The 16,249-nt window shown below is 68.8% G+C and carries 13 protein-coding genes; 7 read left to right on the top strand and 6 right to left on the bottom strand.

Annotated elements, in window-relative coordinates; translation table 11 throughout:
• Positions 1 to 16 precede the first annotated feature (16 nt).
• Complete coding sequence (locus ACYR7D_RS22640; RefSeq protein WP_459546537.1) at positions 17 to 1,591, top strand: phytoene desaturase family protein; 1,575 nt, start codon at positions 17 to 19, stop codon at positions 1,589 to 1,591.
• Between the two features lie 132 nt (positions 1,592 to 1,723).
• On the top strand, positions 1,724 to 3,181 hold the full coding sequence (locus ACYR7D_RS22635; protein ID WP_459546536.1) for a three-helix bundle dimerization domain-containing protein: 1,458 nt from the start codon (positions 1,724 to 1,726) through the stop codon (positions 3,179 to 3,181).
• Positions 3,182 to 3,226: 45 nt separating this feature from the next.
• Here ACYR7D_RS22635 and ACYR7D_RS22630 read toward each other — a convergent pair whose 3' ends face one another.
• Positions 3,227 to 4,147: an LLM class F420-dependent oxidoreductase gene (locus ACYR7D_RS22630; protein ID WP_459546535.1), complete on the bottom strand. Its 921-nt coding sequence runs from the start codon at positions 4,145 to 4,147 to the stop codon at positions 3,227 to 3,229.
• A gap of 64 nt (positions 4,148 to 4,211) precedes the next feature.
• On the bottom strand, positions 4,212 to 4,439 hold the full coding sequence (locus ACYR7D_RS22625; protein ID WP_459546534.1) for a hypothetical protein: 228 nt from the start codon (positions 4,437 to 4,439) through the stop codon (positions 4,212 to 4,214).
• Positions 4,440 to 4,762: 323 nt separating this feature from the next.
• On the opposite strand from ACYR7D_RS22625, the gene ACYR7D_RS22620 reads away from it, so the two are divergent.
• Together ACYR7D_RS22620 and ACYR7D_RS22615 are read left to right on the top strand one after the other, a co-directional pair.
• Positions 4,763 to 6,868: an AMP-binding protein gene (locus ACYR7D_RS22620; RefSeq protein ID WP_459546533.1), complete on the top strand. Its 2,106-nt coding sequence runs from the start codon at positions 4,763 to 4,765 to the stop codon at positions 6,866 to 6,868.
• A 230-nt stretch (positions 6,869 to 7,098) separates the two neighbouring features.
• Positions 7,099 to 8,433 (top strand): metallophosphoesterase, encoded by a 1,335-nt coding sequence (locus ACYR7D_RS22615; RefSeq protein ID WP_459546532.1) that lies wholly within the window; start codon positions 7,099 to 7,101, stop codon positions 8,431 to 8,433.
• Between the two features lie 29 nt (positions 8,434 to 8,462).
• Here ACYR7D_RS22615 and ACYR7D_RS22610 read toward each other — a convergent pair whose 3' ends face one another.
• Positions 8,463 to 9,704, bottom strand: a complete 1,242-nt coding sequence (locus ACYR7D_RS22610) for a phthiocerol/phthiodiolone dimycocerosyl transferase family protein (protein ID WP_459546531.1) — start codon at positions 9,702 to 9,704, stop codon at positions 8,463 to 8,465.
• Between the two features lie 160 nt (positions 9,705 to 9,864).
• Between ACYR7D_RS22610 and ACYR7D_RS22605 the strand changes: the two genes are divergently transcribed.
• Positions 9,865 to 10,641: a siderophore-interacting protein gene (locus ACYR7D_RS22605; RefSeq protein ID WP_459546530.1), complete on the top strand. Its 777-nt coding sequence runs from the start codon at positions 9,865 to 9,867 to the stop codon at positions 10,639 to 10,641.
• Between the two features lie 20 nt (positions 10,642 to 10,661).
• On the opposite strand, the gene ACYR7D_RS22600 is transcribed toward ACYR7D_RS22605, so the two are convergent.
• The gene (locus ACYR7D_RS22600) at positions 10,662 to 11,438 is read right to left on the bottom strand and encodes a M50 family metallopeptidase (protein WP_459546529.1); all 777 of its coding nucleotides are present in this window, start codon (positions 11,436 to 11,438) and stop codon (positions 10,662 to 10,664) included.
• A 229-nt stretch (positions 11,439 to 11,667) separates the two neighbouring features.
• On the opposite strand from ACYR7D_RS22600, the gene ACYR7D_RS22595 reads away from it, so the two are divergent.
• Positions 11,668 to 12,126, top strand: a complete 459-nt coding sequence (locus ACYR7D_RS22595; protein WP_459546528.1) for a hypothetical protein — start codon at positions 11,668 to 11,670, stop codon at positions 12,124 to 12,126.
• 3 nt (positions 12,127 to 12,129) lie between these two features.
• Here the strand turns inward: ACYR7D_RS22595 and ACYR7D_RS22590 are convergent, their stop codons facing one another.
• Entirely contained in the window at positions 12,130 to 13,347 is a 1,218-nt protein-coding gene (locus ACYR7D_RS22590; RefSeq protein WP_459546527.1) for a PucR family transcriptional regulator, read from the bottom strand.
• Between the two features lie 316 nt (positions 13,348 to 13,663).
• Here ACYR7D_RS22590 and ACYR7D_RS22585 point away from each other — a divergent pair, with 316 nt between their 5' ends.
• Positions 13,664 to 15,082, top strand: coding sequence for an MDR family MFS transporter (locus ACYR7D_RS22585; RefSeq protein ID WP_459546526.1), 1,419 nt, complete (start codon positions 13,664 to 13,666; stop codon positions 15,080 to 15,082).
• Positions 15,083 to 15,107: 25 nt separating this feature from the next.
• Here the strand turns inward: ACYR7D_RS22585 and ACYR7D_RS22580 are convergent, their stop codons facing one another.
• Entirely contained in the window at positions 15,108 to 16,091 is a 984-nt protein-coding gene (locus tag ACYR7D_RS22580; RefSeq protein ID WP_459546525.1) for a hypothetical protein, read from the bottom strand.
• Between the last annotated feature and the right edge of the window lie 158 nt (positions 16,092 to 16,249).

The raw sequence follows: 16,249 nt of genomic DNA, 5'->3' as shown, positions 1-16,249 counted from the left end.
TGGTATCGACAGACCCATGGCGATACGTTCCCGGTACGACGTGGTGATCGTGGGCGGCGGGCACAACGGGCTGGTGGCCGCCGCGTATCTGGCCGGGGCCGGACAGTCGGTCCTGGTCCTGGAACGTGCGGCCGCGGCCGGTGGCGCGGCCGTATCCGCCCGTGTGTTCGACGGAGTGGATATCCGGTTGTCGAGGTATTCGTACCTGGTCAGCCTGCTGCCGGAGCGGATCGTGCGCGATCTACGGCTGCGGTTCCGCACCAGGAAGCGGCGGATCTCGTCCTATACACCGGCCGGTACGACCGGTCTTCTGGTGGACAACGGATCGCCGGCGGCGACCCGGGAGAGTTTCGCACGGGTCACCGGCTCCGATCGCGAGTTCGCCGCCTGGCAACGGTTCTACGCCATGACCGCGCAGGTGGCGCGCGCCGTCTTCCCGACGCTCACCGAACCGCTGCCCACTCGCGACCGGCTGCGGCAACTCGTGGGCGGCCGAGCCTGGGCGGACCTGTTCGAGCGACCGCTGGGGGAGCTGGTGGAACGCTGTTTCGCCGACGACCTCGTCCGCGGTGTGGTGTTCACCGATGCGCTGATCGGCACCTTCACCCACGCGCACGACCCGTCCCTGGCGCAGAATCGCTGTTTCCTCTACCACGTGATCGGCGGCGGCACCGGCGATTGGGATGTGCCGGAGGGGGGTATGGGAGCGTTGACCGATGCGCTGGTGGCGGCCGGCCGAGCCGCCGGGGCGGAACTGGTGACGGGCGCGGAGGTGACCGCGGTGGCCACCGACGGTACCTCCGCGGAGGTCCGGTTCCACGGCACGGCGGGACCGGGCACGGTCGCCGCACGCCACGTGCTGGTCAATGCCGCCCCGGCGGAACTGTCCCGGCTGGTGGGCGAACCGGTGGGCTCCGAACCCGAAGGCGCGCAGTTGAAGATCAATATGGTGCTGTCCCGGCTCCCGCGCCTGCGTGACCACGCCGTACCGGCGCAGGACGCGTTCGCCGGAACCTTCCATATCGGTGAGTCCTACACCCAGCTCGACCGGGCGTACCGGGAGGCCGCGGCGGGACGGTTGCCCACTGTTCCGCCCGCCGAACTCTACTGCCACACCCTGACCGATCCGAGCATCGCCGGACCCGAGGCACCGGCGGTACATACTCTCACCCTGTTCGGGTTGCACACTCCGGCCAGACTTTTCGGCACCGATCCGGAAGCGGCGAAAGAGGCACTGGTCGCCGCCACCCTCGACGGGCTCGACACGGTACTGGACGAATCCATCCGGGATTGCCTCGCCCGTGACGCATACGGTCGGCCGTGTCTCGAAGCCGCCACACCTCTCGATCTGGAACGTTCCCTGCGCCTCCCGGGTGGGCATATCTTTCACGGAGATCTGTCGTTTCCGTATCGGAGCGGGCCGGCCGAGACCCCGGCACAGCGCTGGGGTGTGGACACCGCACACCGCAACATCTTCCGGTGCGGCGCGGGCGCGGTCCGCGGCGGCGGAGTCAGCGGTATCGGCGGGCACAACGCGGCCATGGCGGTTCTCGAGGAAACCGCTGGCCAGCGCCCGGGAAATACCGGGTGAACTCTGGTCGGAGAAACGGCGGCAACGCTCATTGCTGGGAGTATCCGAATGCTCTGTGGCGGTAGGGTTGTCGGCTGTGGATCGGCCCCGTCGGGTCGTTCGACCATCACGCCCGGCGCCTAGGAGATACACGTGGCACTCGATACCGTCCCGAGGAAAAGGGCCCCCGAGGACAAGGCCGCTCGCGAGCAGAAGGCGATACGCGATCTGGAGCAACGGCTGGCGTCCGCGTACGCGGAGAACCGTTCGGCCGACGAGGTGGGCGTCGCCGTGCGCTCGGCACTCGACCGGTTCACCGGAAGCCGGGTACGGGATTTCGTGCCCATCCTCGTGGAGCGTGCGGTGCGCCGGGAACTGGACACACCGGAGGAATCCGAAACCGCCGCGGTGGTCGCGGCTTCGGTGGCGGAGCAGGCCGCTGTGCGGCACGACACCCCGGCGGCCGAGGGGACCGAACCGGCGGTGGTGGACCGGCTGCGAACGCTGACCACGGGACGGCGCGGCCTGTTCGTCCTGGCCGGCGCCGGTGCGGTGGCGGTGGGCGCGACCGCATGGGCGGCGACCCGGCCCGATGCGCGCCCCGCGACCCCCGCACCTGTCGCGAGCGGTTCTCCGACGCGAGTGAGCGGTGTGGTGGGCTCGGAGAAACTGCCGTTCTTCGCCGACGAGCGGGTTGCCGGCGTTTTCGCCGAGCACGGTTTCGAGGTGCGGGTGAAAGCGGCGGGGTCCCGGGAGATCTCGACCTCCCTCGACCTCGACGGCCAGGCGTTCGCCTTCCCGTCCAGCCTGCCGGCGGCGGAGCGGCTGAAACGGGAGGTCGGAGTGCGCACCCAGTTCACCCCGTTCTATTCGCCGATGGTGATCGCGACCTTCACCCCGATCGTGCAGATTCTGGACGCGGCGGGCGCGGTGAAATATGACGGCCCGGTGCCCGCGCTCGACTTCGCCGCCTATATCGATCTGGTCCGGCGCGGGGCGCGATGGGACGAACTGGACGGCAACACCGCCTACCGGGTGGGTAAGAACATCCTGGTGAGTACCACCGACGTCCGCACCTCCAATTCGGCGGCGATGTATGTGGCGGTGTCCAGCTATGTGGTCAACGACGAGGCGGTGGTCCGCGGGGCGGCGGCCGAACAGCATGTGCTGCCCACCCTGCAGCAGCTGTTCCTCGCACAGGGATACACCGAGGGATCCAGCGCGGGCCCCTTCGAGGAATACCTCACCGCCGGTATGGGGGCGACACCCATGACGTGGATCTACGAGGCGCAGTATGTCGCGGCCGCGGTATCCGGCCGGCTCCGGCCGGATATGGTGCTGCTGTATCCCTCACCGACGGTGGTCTCCCGGCATACCCTGGTACCGCTCACCCCCGAGGGCGAGGAGATCGGCGCACTGCTGCACAACGATCCCCACCTCCAGGCGCTGGCGGCGGAGCACGGTTTCCGGACCGGTGATGCGGCGCGTTTCCACGAGGTGGTCACCGAACACGGGGTGGCGGTCTCGCCGGATGTGGTGGATGTGGTGGACGTGCCCGCCTACGAGACCCTGGAGCGTCTGCTCGACGGAGTGGCTCGCGCTTACGAATGAGGCCGGGGCGGACGGGCCGCCGTGGGCGCCCGTCCGCCGCCGGACTCAGAGCTGGGTGGCGACCTGCTCCGCGATGAGCGCGAGGTGATCCAGATCGGTGAGATCGAGGATCTGCAGGTAGATCCGCTGGGTACCGATCTCCTGGTACCGCCCGATCTTATCGGCCACTTCCGCGGGGGAGCCCGCCAGCCCGTTGGCGCGCAGTTCGTCCACCTCACGGCCGATCGCGGCGGCGCGGCGGGCGATCTGGGCCTCGTCGGTGCCCACACAGGTGACGAGTGCGTTGGAGTAGCTCATGCTGTCGGCGGCCCGGCCGCGCGCGGCCACCGCCGCTCGTACCCGGTCGAACTGGGCGGCACTTTCGGCTACGGAGACGAACGGGATATTGAATTCGGTCGCGTACTGTGCCGCGATCCGCGGCGTGCGCTTCGGGCCCTGGCCGCCGACGATGACGGGTACGGGTCGCTGGACCGGTTTCGGTAGTGCCGGTGATTTCACCAGTTCGTAGTACTTACCGGTGAAATCGAAGGTTTCCCCGACAGGGGTGTCCCATAATCCGGTGATCACCGCCAGCTGCTCTTCGAAGCGGTCGAATTTGTTCTCGGGGAAGGGAATTCCGTAGGCGGTGTGCTCGTCGGCGAACCAGCCGGTGCCCAGGCCGAGCTCCACCCGGCCGCCCGACATCCGGTCGACCTGTGCCACCTGGACGGCCAGCGGCCCGGGCAGGCGGAACGTGGCCGCGGTGACGAGGGTGCCGAGCCGGATACGGCTGGTTTCCCGGGCCAGTCCGGCCAGGGTGATCCACGCGTCGGTGGGGCCGGGCAGACCGTCCACCGAACCCATGCGCAGATAGTGATCGGAACGGAAGAAACCCTCGAAACCGAGGTCCTCGGCGGCCCGGGCCACCCGCAGGAGCGTCGTGTAGTCCGCGCCCTGCTGCGGTTCGGTGAAGATGCACAGTTCCATGTCCTCATCGTGCCGCACCACCGGTCGTGTCGTGGCGGCGGCGTCCGGATCGGGCCGGGGCGGCTCAGCCGCGGGCGGCGGCCGGACCGGTCATCGTGGTGGGCGGCACCTGATCGGACCAGCCGCAGGGTAGGGCGCAGCGGGCGATCACCAGCGTCTCGATCTCGCCGTTGTCGAAGGTCTGCCGCTGCGATTCGGCGCGCGCCGGATACCCGCAGGAGCGACATTTACCGAAATAGTTGAGGATTTCGTCGATATGGGTGACGGCTACCCGCCGGCGGGTCTGGTGCATCGTCGTCCTCCGGTGCGATGAGTGATACGCGGCCGAATGTAGTTGGCGCACACCGGCACTACGGGGGGAGTGAGCTGCCGCTGGGAACTCTCACACCTGAGGGAGAACGGGATTGGGACGCTGCGGCGGGGCGGTGGGGGCCGGCTCGCCGCGGTGCGGTGCGGGCCGGGGGCCCGCCGGTTTCGTGAGCTGTCACAGACCGTACCGGCGCGAGATCTACTCGCTGGTAATAACGGGACCGCCGGGCTATTGTGAGCGACGTTACAGATGGGTTACTCCCCGCCGACCCAGTTGTCCGTTGCGGGCCGACGAGAGCGCACGAGTTGGTTACCGACGTCATCGATGTGGTCACGGAGCTTCCCGCGGCGCGCGGCGCCGTCTGGGATCTGCTGCTGGATCCGCAGACCTATCCCCGCGTCTTCACCGGTATCGGGGCCTGCTCGCGCCTGGATCTCCCCGGTGAGCAGCCGGTCTTCGAATTCCGGATCGGCACCCCGAAGGCCGGGATCCGGGTGCTGCGGGTCCGTGTGGTCTCCGGCCGCTGGTACGAGAGTGTGGAACTACATGCGCCGGAAATCGGCAGTTTCGCCACGCTGCGGTTACGCGGGGAAGGGGATCGGAGCACGGTATCGGTGACCTTCTTCACCCCCGGCCGGGTGCACCCCCATATCGCCGGGCTGTCGAATTCCGCCGTGCAGGACTGGGCAGGTAAGGGTCTGCGCCGCATCGCGGATATCGTGCGCGGCGCTCGCACGTCGGTGGTGGTCAACGGAGAGACGAATCTGGTGCGTCGTCAGCTCGAGGTGATGCGCCGGGTCACGGCCAGCGGGGTGGTGCGCACCCGGGCGAACGTGGCCGTGAAACAGCTGCTGTCCCTCCACCGATGGGGTTTCAACCTGGCCGGCGGATACGCCGCCGGTGCCGCCTACGCGCCGGAACGGGTGGCCGTCGTCGACGATCGCGGCTACCGCACCTTCGCCGAGATGGACGAGCGCAGCACCGCGCTGGCGGGCGCCATGGCGGCAATGGGATTCGGGTCCGGCGACGCCATCGGCCTGCTCTGCCGCAATCACGCGGGAATGGTCGAAACCATGGTCGCCGCGGGGAAACTCGGTGTCGACGTGGCCCTGCTCAACGCCGGTCTGGCGGCGCGCACCATCGAGCAGATCGTGCAGCGGCACCGGCTCTCGGCCCTGTTCGTCGACGGTGACCTCGAAGAGCTGGTGCAGTATCTGCACGAGGATCTGCCCCGGTTCACTACCGATCTGCGGCCCCCCTTTCCGCGGCGGTACACCCTCGAAGACCTGATCGGGATGGGGGAGAACGACTTCCGTCCTCCCGTCAACCCGGGCCGGCTGATCGTTCTCACCTCGGGCACCAGCGGGATCCCGAAGGGCGCGCGCCGTCCGCATCCCAGGGGGTTCGGCACCATCGCGGCGCTGCTGTCACGGATTCCGCTGGAGATGGAGACGGCGATGCTCATTCCCGCGCCGCTCTTCCACACCTGGGGGCTGGCGGGGCTGCAACTGAGTACGGCGTTGCGCTCCACGGTGATACTGCCGGAACGATTCGATGCCGAGGACTGTTTGCGCGCGGTCGCCGAACACCGGGTCGCCACCATGATCGTGGTGCCCACCATGGTCAATCGCATCCTCGACCTCCCACCCGCCGTCCGCGCCCGCTACGACACCTCCAGCCTGCGCCATGTGATCAGTTGTGGGGCACCGCTGGCCGGGGCCACCGTGCTGCGGTTCATGGATGCCTACGGCGATATCCTCTACAACGTCTACGGGTCCACCGAGGTCTCCTGGGCGACCATCGCCACCCCCGCCGATCTGCGCTTCGCGCCGACCACGGCGGGTCGTCCACCGCTGGGGACCCGGGTCGCGGTCCTCGGGCCCGATCACAAGCCGGTACCCGTGGGTGCGACCGGTCATATCTTCGTGAGCAACCATATGCTGTTCGACGGTTATGTGAATGCCGCGCCTCCGGACGAGGCGCACGGCATGCTCGATACCGGCGATGTCGGCTACTTCGATGTCAACGGCCGGCTGTTCATCGCCGGCCGCGACGACGAGATGATCATCTCCGGTGGTGAGAACGTTTTCCCCCGCCCCGTGGAAGAAGCGCTGGCGCATCTGCCGCAGGTGAGCGAGGTCGCCGTGGTGGGGGTTCCGGATCCCGAGTTCGGCCAGCGGCTGGCCGCCTTCGTGGTGAAGCGCGAAGGCTCGGGCCTGGATTCGGACATGGTACGCACCTATATCAGGCACCGGCTGAGCCGGTTCTCGGTACCCCGCGACGTCACTTTCCTGCCGGCCCTGCCGCGGGGGGAAACCGGGAAGATCGTGAAATGGTTGCTGGCCGGTGGGCACAACGAAGATCTCCCACCCTCGGGGATGGGCGGCCTGGGGGTCACCGGCTCGGTCTGAGTCCGTCGCCCGGTTCCGGTGTGGTGGCCGCCGCGCGCGGGGATTCCGAAACGATGCCACACCGCCCGAATGCCCTATCCACGTGCGTTTTCCGTGGGTTGCCGGGGCCGGCGCGAGTTCTGCCGGGACACCGTAGTACGCCGGAAGTGGTGCGGGGCCCACGGTAGGCGGCGCGGCGGCGGGTAGATTCAGCAGCCGCATACGCAATCGGTCAGGGAGAGGCATCCTCCGTGGTAGTAGTTTCCGTACTCACAGGACTGGCCGTGGCGGTGGTGTTCGCCGGGCTGCACTGGTACCTGTGGCGACGGCTGGTTCGTGACACCACGCGAGACGGTTCGGTCTGGCGGCCCGTCGGCGCCGGAGTGCTGGCGGTCGGCGCCGTCCTTCTGGGCGGTGCGTTCGGCACCATGCTCGGTGACATCACCTGGGATTCATGGCGCTGGCTGGCGTGGCCGGGATTCCTCTGGGCGGCACTGGCCTTCTACCTGCTGATCGGCGTTCTGGCCGGTGAACTCGTGCGGCCCCTTCTGTTGCGGGCGCTGGTGCGGCGGGACGCGGGAACCGCCGCGCCCGCTCCGGAACAGCCGGATACGCCGGCGTCGGTCGCCGCGGTGGTCACCGACGGGGCGAGTGGTGACGAAGAGAGCGGCGACGGTCCGCGCGCGACACCCCCGGGCCCGGGCGCCCTCGGCGCGCCCGCCCCTGCCGGATCTCCTGCCGGGCCCGGCAGGCGACCCCTGTCCCGGCGTCTGCTGATCTCCCGGCTGGCCGCCGGTGCGACCGTGGTCGCGGCGGGCGCTGTGGTGGCCACCGGCACCTACAACGTGCTCGACGGCCCGGCGGTGCGCCGGGTGACCGTACCTCTCGCGAAACTGCCCGCTCAGGCCCACGGCCTGCGGATCGCGCTGGTCAGTGATCTGCACCTGGGTCCGGCGCTGGGGCGCGGGTTCTGTGAACAGGTGGTGCGCACCGTCAACGACACCCGCCCGGATCTCATCGCGTTGGTCGGTGATCTCGCCGACGGCACTGTCGAGGATCTACGGGCGGAAACCGAGCCCCTGGCCGGTTTCCGTGCCCCTCTCGGTGTTTTCTTCGTACCGGGGAACCACGAATACTTCTCCGATGCCGACGCCTGGATGGCTCGTGTCGGTGAACTCGGGATGCGGGTCCTGCTCAACGAACGGGTGGCGCTGCCCGATTTCGATCTCGCCGGGGTCGACGACTTCCTGGGGGTCGAGGTGGGGCGCGGACCGGATTTCGCGGCCGCGCTGGACGGCCGTGACACCACCCGGACGTGCGTCCTGCTCGCTCATCAGCCCATAGCGGTGAACGCGTCGGTGGCCTATGGGGTGGACCTGCAGTTGTCCGGTCATACGCACGGCGGTCAGATCTGGCCGGGTAACCTGCTGGCCCGCCTGGCCAATCCGACCGTCGCGGGTCTGGAACTCTACGGTGGTACCGCCCTCTATGTAACGCGAGGCGCGGGCGCCTGGGGGCCGCCGGTGCGGGTGGCGGCGCCCTCGGACATCACGGTGCTGGAGCTGGCCTCGGTGCAGGGCGTCTGACCGGCGGGCGGCGCCGCTTCGGATCCGGTTCAGAGCCGGGTCAGCAGTGAATCCAGGCGTTCTATCCGGGGAATCTGCACCGGGGTGAATTCCGGTGGATGGTGGATCTCGATGCTCAACCGGTCGTCGTAGGTGGTGATGATGCTGGTACCGCCGCCGGCCTGGGGTGGCCGGCGGCCGGTCGGATCGGGTTTGGCGATCATGGTGGTACGGAAATCGCCGATGCGCAGGCGGGGAATACGCATCCGGGGCAGCCGGCCCCAGTTGGTGGTCATCACCGTGTCGAACGGATTGGCCGGCGGTGCGGCCAGCGTGTCCGGCAGTTGCAGCGGCGTCTGCTGGATGTACCCGGACGTCAGTCCGGCTCGCAGAGCATGGAAGACCCCGTGGGCGAGGGCCGGAAGTGTTGCTTCCGTACCGGGGCCGGGCCGGTACCCGGCGAACCCGAGTACGTTCGTGCCCTCGGTCGGCCCGATGGGCGGTCTCACCCGGCGGCGCAGATCCACCGAATACGAACAGAGCAGATCGCCGACGGGTAGCCCCCGGGCTTCGGATTCGGTGAGCAGCAGCGCCGCGGCCACCAGACTGTGCACCGTCACGCCGCCGCGGTGCCCGTAGGCCACCAGCGCCCCTGTCTGCTCCCGTGTCAGCCGGCAGCGCGTGGTGACCAGCGGCGGGTATGTGGCGTCGCCGGCACTCAACGCATCCCCGGGGGGAAGTGGCGGAACGCTGCGGGGTGGTTCCGTTCTGCCCGGGACCGGGCGGCGCACGACTCCTCGCGCTGTGAGCAGATCCTCGACCGGACGGGGCTGCCGGACCGCCGGGAGGTACGGGGTGCGCCCGGCCGCGGCGGCGGTGTAGCAGGACCACAACTTGTCGAGCAGATCCAGCGCGTGGGTGGCATCGGCGATACTGTGGTGGACGAGCAGCGTGACACTCGACATGGTTCCGGAGCGCACGACGTGTACGGTGCCGAGGGCGCGCCGCTGATCCGGCTCCGCCCCGGTGAGCAGGAATTCCGGGTCGCCGTCGGCGACCGTCAGCACGGTCTCGGGGGCACCGGCGGTGACCAGCGTATGGGCGGCCGGTTCGGTGGGGGCGAGCTGCGCGCCGAGGATGGGATGGGCCGTGACCAGGGTTTCGAATGCCGCCGCCAGGGCGCCGAGGTCCAATCGCCCGGACACCCGCGTGCAGTATCCGACGAAGACCTCACTGAATGCGAAGATCTGTTCGCTGGGCGCCAGTGGACGAATGACGGTAGCCGCGGTCATGGTTGGTGCCTTTGTCCGGAAGTTTGTGTGAGGTTAACTCAAAAGCGGTTCCTTGCCTCATATTTCGGCGGCGGGGAGACGGACGCTACACAACGGCTCCGCGCCGCTGGTAGGTTCGGTTAGGTAAACCTAATTAGTAGCTGATCGGTAAGGAGGCCGGATGGCCAGGAAGCGTACGACCATGACCGTCGCCCGCAGCGAGTGGCTGAGCCCACATATCGTCCGGGTCCATCTGGGTGACCCCGGATTCGACGATTTCGATGCGAACGAGTTCACCGATGCCTATGTGAAACTGCTGTTCGACCGCCCCGACGGCGAGGTCGCGCGCACCTATACAGTCCGTTCGGTGGATACGGCGGCGCGGGAGATCGCCATCGACTTCGTGGTGCACGGTGAGGAGGGAATCGCCGGTCCGTGGGCCGCCACGGTCCGCCCCGGCGAGCAGGTGACGTTCTTCGGGCCCGGGGGAGCGTATGCGCCGCGCGCGGATGCCGACTGGCATCTGCTCGCCGGAGACGAGGCCGCGCTGCCCGCCATCTCCGCCGCGGTGGAGGCGCTGCCCGAGGGCGCACCGGCGTTGGTTTTCGTCGAGGTGGCCGATGCGGCCGACGAGATTCCGCTCGCTTCCAAGGCGCTGGTGGACGTCACCTGGGTGCATCGCGGTGGTGCCGCGCACGAGGTCGGGGACGAGCGCGCCGGGGACAACGCCCCACTCGTGGCCGCCGTCCGCGCGGCGCCGTGGCTACCGGGGCAGGCGCAGGTTTTCATTCACGGCGAAGCCCAGGCGGTGATGCACAATCTGCGGCCCTATATCCGCCGGGAACGCGGTGTATCGGCGGAATTCGCCTCGATTTCCGGATACTGGCGCCGGGGCCGCACCGAGGAGGGCTTCCGGGTGTGGAAGAAGGAACTCGCCGCGGCCGAGAGCGCCGGCTGACCGGGCGACGACGCGGATCCTCAGCCCGCCGGGCAGTCCCCGCCGTTGGGCACCGGCAGGCAGATGCCGGCGGTCGCCGACAGCAGCAGCCCCGCGCCGGCCACCAGTGCGCCGATCGCGACGGTCAGGAACACCGCGACCCAGAACAGGCCGGGGATCCGGGTGAGCCGGGCGAGCTGATCGGCGTCGGTGGTGCCGTCGCGGAGCCGCGACCGGGTGCGCTGCAGTTCGAGAACCGGACGACTACCGGCGAGGAGCAGCAACCAGGTGGCGAGATAGGCGAAACCGGCCTGCAGGGCATCGGAACCGAACCAGGAGACGGCGAAGACCAGCGTGCCGGTACTCACCACCGAGGCCACGCCGTAGACATTGCGGATCATCAGCAGCATCGCCACGAGTGCGGCGATCGCGATCCAGAGCATGAGCGTGATCCGGCCGGCGCCGAGCAGGGCGGCGAAGCCGAGACCGACCAGTGGTGGGGCCGGGTAACCGGCGAGGGCGGTGAGGATCATGCCGAGACCGTAGGGTTTCCCGCTGGAGACGGTGAGTCCCGAGGTGTCCGAGTGCAGGGTGATGGCAGTGAGCCGGCGACCGCTCAGCAGCGCCACCAGGGCATGCCCGCCCTCGTGCGCGATGGTGACCACATTGCGGGTGAGTCGCCACAGCGGTCCGTAGCCGACGAGGATCAGGGCCGCCACCGCGGTGGCGAGTACCAGCCAGGGCGGCGGCGCGGCCTGGGTCGTCGTGAGCCGCTCCGCGATGGAACTGCTTCGGTCGATGAGAGCACCGGTATCCACCGCCGCACCATATCCGGGAGAGGCGGCGGGGCGCGCGTCGTAGGGCAGGGGGTGGGCGCCGGTGCCCGGCCGGGAGGGGACCCTCTTATCTGTTGATGGGACGTCTCACTATTTTCGCCGGGTCCCGTTCCGAGCCGACCCGAAGTCCTGGCGTTGTGCCGTCGGGTATCGGGTGGGTAACTGTACGTTTGTCCATATCGATTGTCGGCCGCCGGCGGAGGGACAACGGATGTGCACGAGCGGGCAGTACGACCCCGAGTCGGAGCGCCGCCACGAACGCCATGAGGTACCGGATCTCGCCGAATTGCTGCGGCTCTGGTCGGCGCGCTCGGTATGCGCTGTGGAACGGCCGGTAGCGGACTTCGAAACGGCATTCCGGGTGGGCCTGGGGCTTGCCCTGGCATTGCTCGACGATTCCGATCCGTCCGGGCAGCAGGTGCTCGCCCGCCTCGAACTGGCCGCTGCCCGCTGGGCCCGGGCGGGCATACCGCTCGAGGTGATCCAGCACGCCCTGCACGAAGGCGTGAAAAACGGTCTGGGACTCCGCGACCCGCGCCCGGGGCCTACCGCGGACACCGGGATCGAGAAGGTGGACGGCTCGTTCGTGGTGGATGTGCTCGATACCCTCACCACCGCGGTTTCCCGCGCGTACGTCGCGCAGGTGCGCGGCGGGCGGGAATCGGCGTGACCGTCAGCCCGCCCGGTAACTGCGCGCGACGAGCGCCGAACGCAGATACCACAGCCCCGAGGGCTGCGTGGGGTCGAACCCGGTGAGCTGCGCGACCCGTTTCAGCCGGTAATCGATGGTGTTGGTGTGGATATGCATGAGCCGTGCGGTGCGCTGCCGATTGAGGTTGTTACTGATATGGCGCTGCAGCGTTTCCAGCAACTCCGGGTGGTCGTCGAGCGGTTCCAGCAGCGAACCCAGGTATTCACGTCCGGGGCCGGGACGGGTCAGCTGGTATTCCAGGGCCATATCGTCGAATCGGTACAACCCCGGCACACAGTCGAGGCGCTGGACCATATCCAGCAGTTCGTGCGCCTGGTCGGCGGCCGAAGGTACCTCGGCGGTCGGCGCTTCCACCACGGCGGCGCTGATCGGTACCTGGGCGGCGCGCGAGAGCTGGGCGACGAGTTCGTCCAATTTCTCCCCGCTGAACATCTCCGCCGGCAGCAGGACGGTACCGCCGTCCACACTCAACAGCGACAGCGCCGCCTCACCGCAGCGGGTCGCCAGTTCCGCCTGGACCCGCCGCAGTTTGCGTCGTGCCACCACCTTGCCGTCGAGCGCGGGTACGGACTCGTCCGGATGCGCCGGAACGGCCACTGCCAGAACGGTATAGGCGGGCGCGATCTCGATACCGCATTCGCGCGCCATGGTGGAGGTACTGTGCCCGCCCAGCAGTGCCGAGGTGAGGGTGTGCACCGCCGTATGGTGTTCGCTCACCACCGCGCGTAGTTCCCGGACGTAGGCCATGGAGATACAGACGGTCATCCGGTCCAGCATCTCCACCACGAGTTTGGCCCCGTCCACCAGCGCCGAGTAATCGGTGACCGTGGCCTGCGACACCACCAGATCCAGGCCGAGCCGGAACCCTTCGTGCACCGCGTGGTGAATGGTGTCGATCGGCACACCCTCCCGCGCCCAGCCGGCGGCGGCGTTCTCCAATTTGCGGGTCTTCTCCGGGATGTCCTGTCCGTCGAGCATACTCACCGCGAGTTCGAGGCAGGTCCGCGTGATGGTGGTGACATCACCGTAGATGGCATCACCGGGCAGGGTGCCGCAGGGGACCACGTTCTCCACGAAGTGGCCCACCATCCGGCGGGAGAGTTGCCGGACATCCTGTAACGGGGCGGACATCGGCTGGCCGGATAGCGTCAGCTTGGTTCTGGTCGCGTCGACGGTCATGCTGACTCCTTCTACCCCTGGGTGGCGAGACTGCGGGCTCCACAGTAACGACCGTGTTTCGTACCGCGGGGTGGTTTGCGGCTCCGATTGGAGGAGCGCGAAGGGCGATTCCGTGCAGCTTGTGACCGTTCACAGTGGCACTCGCTATGGCCGGACCGGGCCGTGGGTTCCGGTGCTCCGAGCGGTCGCCGCCCGGAGCACGGTACCGCGTCGTGCGTCTCACGGAGTGAGAAATCCGGGGCGGTGGTGACCGGCCCGGGAATAGCGTGCGACAGCGGGCGTGTTGGCCTGTGCGGTGCGAGGAAAGGGGTGGCCGGTGGTGGCTGGAACCACGAAAGCCGCTGTCGGACTGCGCTCCGAACGGGGCGCGGTGCTCGGCGCGCTGATGCTGGCGACGAGCCTGGTCGCGCTGGACTCGACGATTATCGCGACCGCCGTTCTCACCATCACCGAGAACCTCGGCGGCTTCGCGCAGTTCCCCTGGCTGTTCTCCGTCTATCTTCTCGCGCAGGCCGTTACCGTGCCCGCCTACGGCAAGGTCGCCGATATGGTGGGACGCAAACCGGTGATCCTCTTCGGTATCGCGGTTTTCGCCCTCGGCTCTCTGCTGTGTGGTCTGGCGGGCAGCATGGTGTGGCTGATCGTGTTCCGGGCGGTGCAGGGGATCGGCGCGGGCGCCATCCAGCCCATGACCGTAACCATCGCCGGCGATCTCTACACCCTCGCCGAACGTGCCAGGGTGCAGGGCTATCTCGCGGCGGTCTGGGCGGTCTCCTCGGTGACCGGCCCGCTGTTCGGGGGGTTGTTCGCCGACCATATGGGCTGGCGCTGGATCTTCCTGGTGAACCTGCCGCTGTCCGCGTGGGCCGGGTGGATGCTGATACGTCATTTCACCGAGACCACCCCCGGGCAGCGGCAGCGGGTCGACTATCTCGGTGCGATCCTGCTGGCCTCGGGTGCCGGTGCGGTGATCCTGGGGCTTCTCGAGGGCGGCCGGTCCTGGGCCTGGGATTCACCCACCGGTATCGGAATATTCGCCGGTGGGGCCGCGGCGCTGCTGGTATTCGGTTACGTGGAGCGCCGGGCGGAAAGCCCGATTCTGCCGTTGTGGCTGTTCACCCGCCGCGTGGTGGTCGCCAGTTCCGCGATCGCCCTGCTGGTCGGGGCGCTGCTACTCGGTCTCACCACCTATGTACCGACTTTCGCCCAGGGCGTGCTCGGCGCGAGCGCGCTCGTCGGCGGCCTGACCGTCGGCGCCCTCACCCTGGGCTGGCCGGTCGCGGCCTCGCAATCGGGCCGGGTGTATCTGCGCATCGGTTTCCGCCGGACCGCGGTCATCGGTAGCGTCACGGTGGTACTGGGGGCGCTGGGCACTTTGTTCATCGGGCCGGAATCGGCCGTCGGGCAGATCGCGGCCACCTGTTTCGTGATCGGCCTCGGGCTGGGCCTGGTCGCCTCCCCGACGCTGATCGCCGCCCAGACCAGCGCCACCTGGAACGAACGCGGCGTCGTCACCTCGGCGAACATGTTCGCCAGGTCCATCGGTAGTGCCGTGGGTGTCGCGGTCTTCGGCGCGCTGGTCAATTCTCGTATCGGCGATACCGGCACCCCCTCGCCCGCGGCGCTGGCCGAGGGGGTGCATCTGGTATTCGTGGCGGTGGCCGCCATGGCGGTGGCGATGATGTTCGTCTCCGCGCTCATGCCGGGCCGTGCGGCCGACGGCCCGGCATCCTGAGGCGGCGACGCCCGATCCGAGCCGGCTACGCGGAGATCCGGAGCACCTCCACCCGTTCGGCCGCCTCGAATTCGATCACCTGGTGCATCCGCGACTCCCCGACCTGGCCTAGGTCGGCGACCACCACATCATCGCGCTGACCGATCGCTTCGACCACCGCCTCGACCGGCCTGCCGTCCGAGCCCGCGATCCGGATCCGGTCACCCACCTCGAGTTCATCGGCGCGCGTCCCGCTCTCGACGAGCCGCGGATCGAAGACACCGCAGTAGGTGCGGCCGGCCGTATCGCCGACTCCGCGCTGCGCGATCGTCCACCACACCGGTTCGGAGCTCTCGCCGGCGGTGCGCCGATGCCGGCGCAGCACCCGGTCGCGGCCGGCTTCGGCGGCCGCCCGGCTCTCGTGCACCGAGACATGCCGGCGGATGGGAGCGCGACGCGGTCGGACGGTGCCCGCGGCGCCGTCGATCACCAGGATCCAGTTCGCGGACAGATCCTGATCCCGTGCCGCGTTCACCCTTTTGGCCAGCGCCTGGCCGGGCGTGGCGCCGAGCCGGTCGGCGACTTCGGCCAGGTTCTCCGCGAGACCGAGCGCGCGCAGGAAAGCGGCCACTTCGATCTCCGCCGTGCCGAGCCGCTGGGCCAGTACCGGCATCGGGGTGCGTTCCCGCCACGCGTTACGGGCGATATGCTCGTGCTCGGTGAGCCACAGGGCGGAGGGCCCGTGCCGGTGATGGTCCACGACGACGGCCCACCAGTCCCATTCCGGCTCGGCGGCCAGCCTGTCCCGGATCCAGCCGGCCCGGTCGCCCGCGCGGACCTTCTCCTCCGGTGGAATGAAGTTGCGCAGGGCCGCTTGGACCGCCGACGGCGTGCGGCCGAGTTCCGCGGCGATATCGGGCAACCCTCTACCGGCCCGCAGGTCGGCCGCGATCGCCCGGTACTCCGATTCGCGCCACGACGTCCCGTGCTGGCGCGGAGGCAGCAGTTGTTCCTGTCCGATTCGACTCATCACAGAACCCCCGGTTCCGATACGCCGGAGGGTTTCGGAAGCGGTCGATCGCCGGCCGCTCCATACCCTTCCGACTGTGTCCTACCTGCACAATTCTACGAGGGGGGTACGACAGAAACGGATGCTCGAACGGGGCGGACGCCACCGGTTCGCCGCGC

It is taken from the genome of Nocardia sp. X0981, assembly GCF_977089955.1.
The sequence above is the reverse complement of the archived record's forward strand: the minus strand, read 5'-3'. Positions and strand labels throughout refer to the sequence as shown.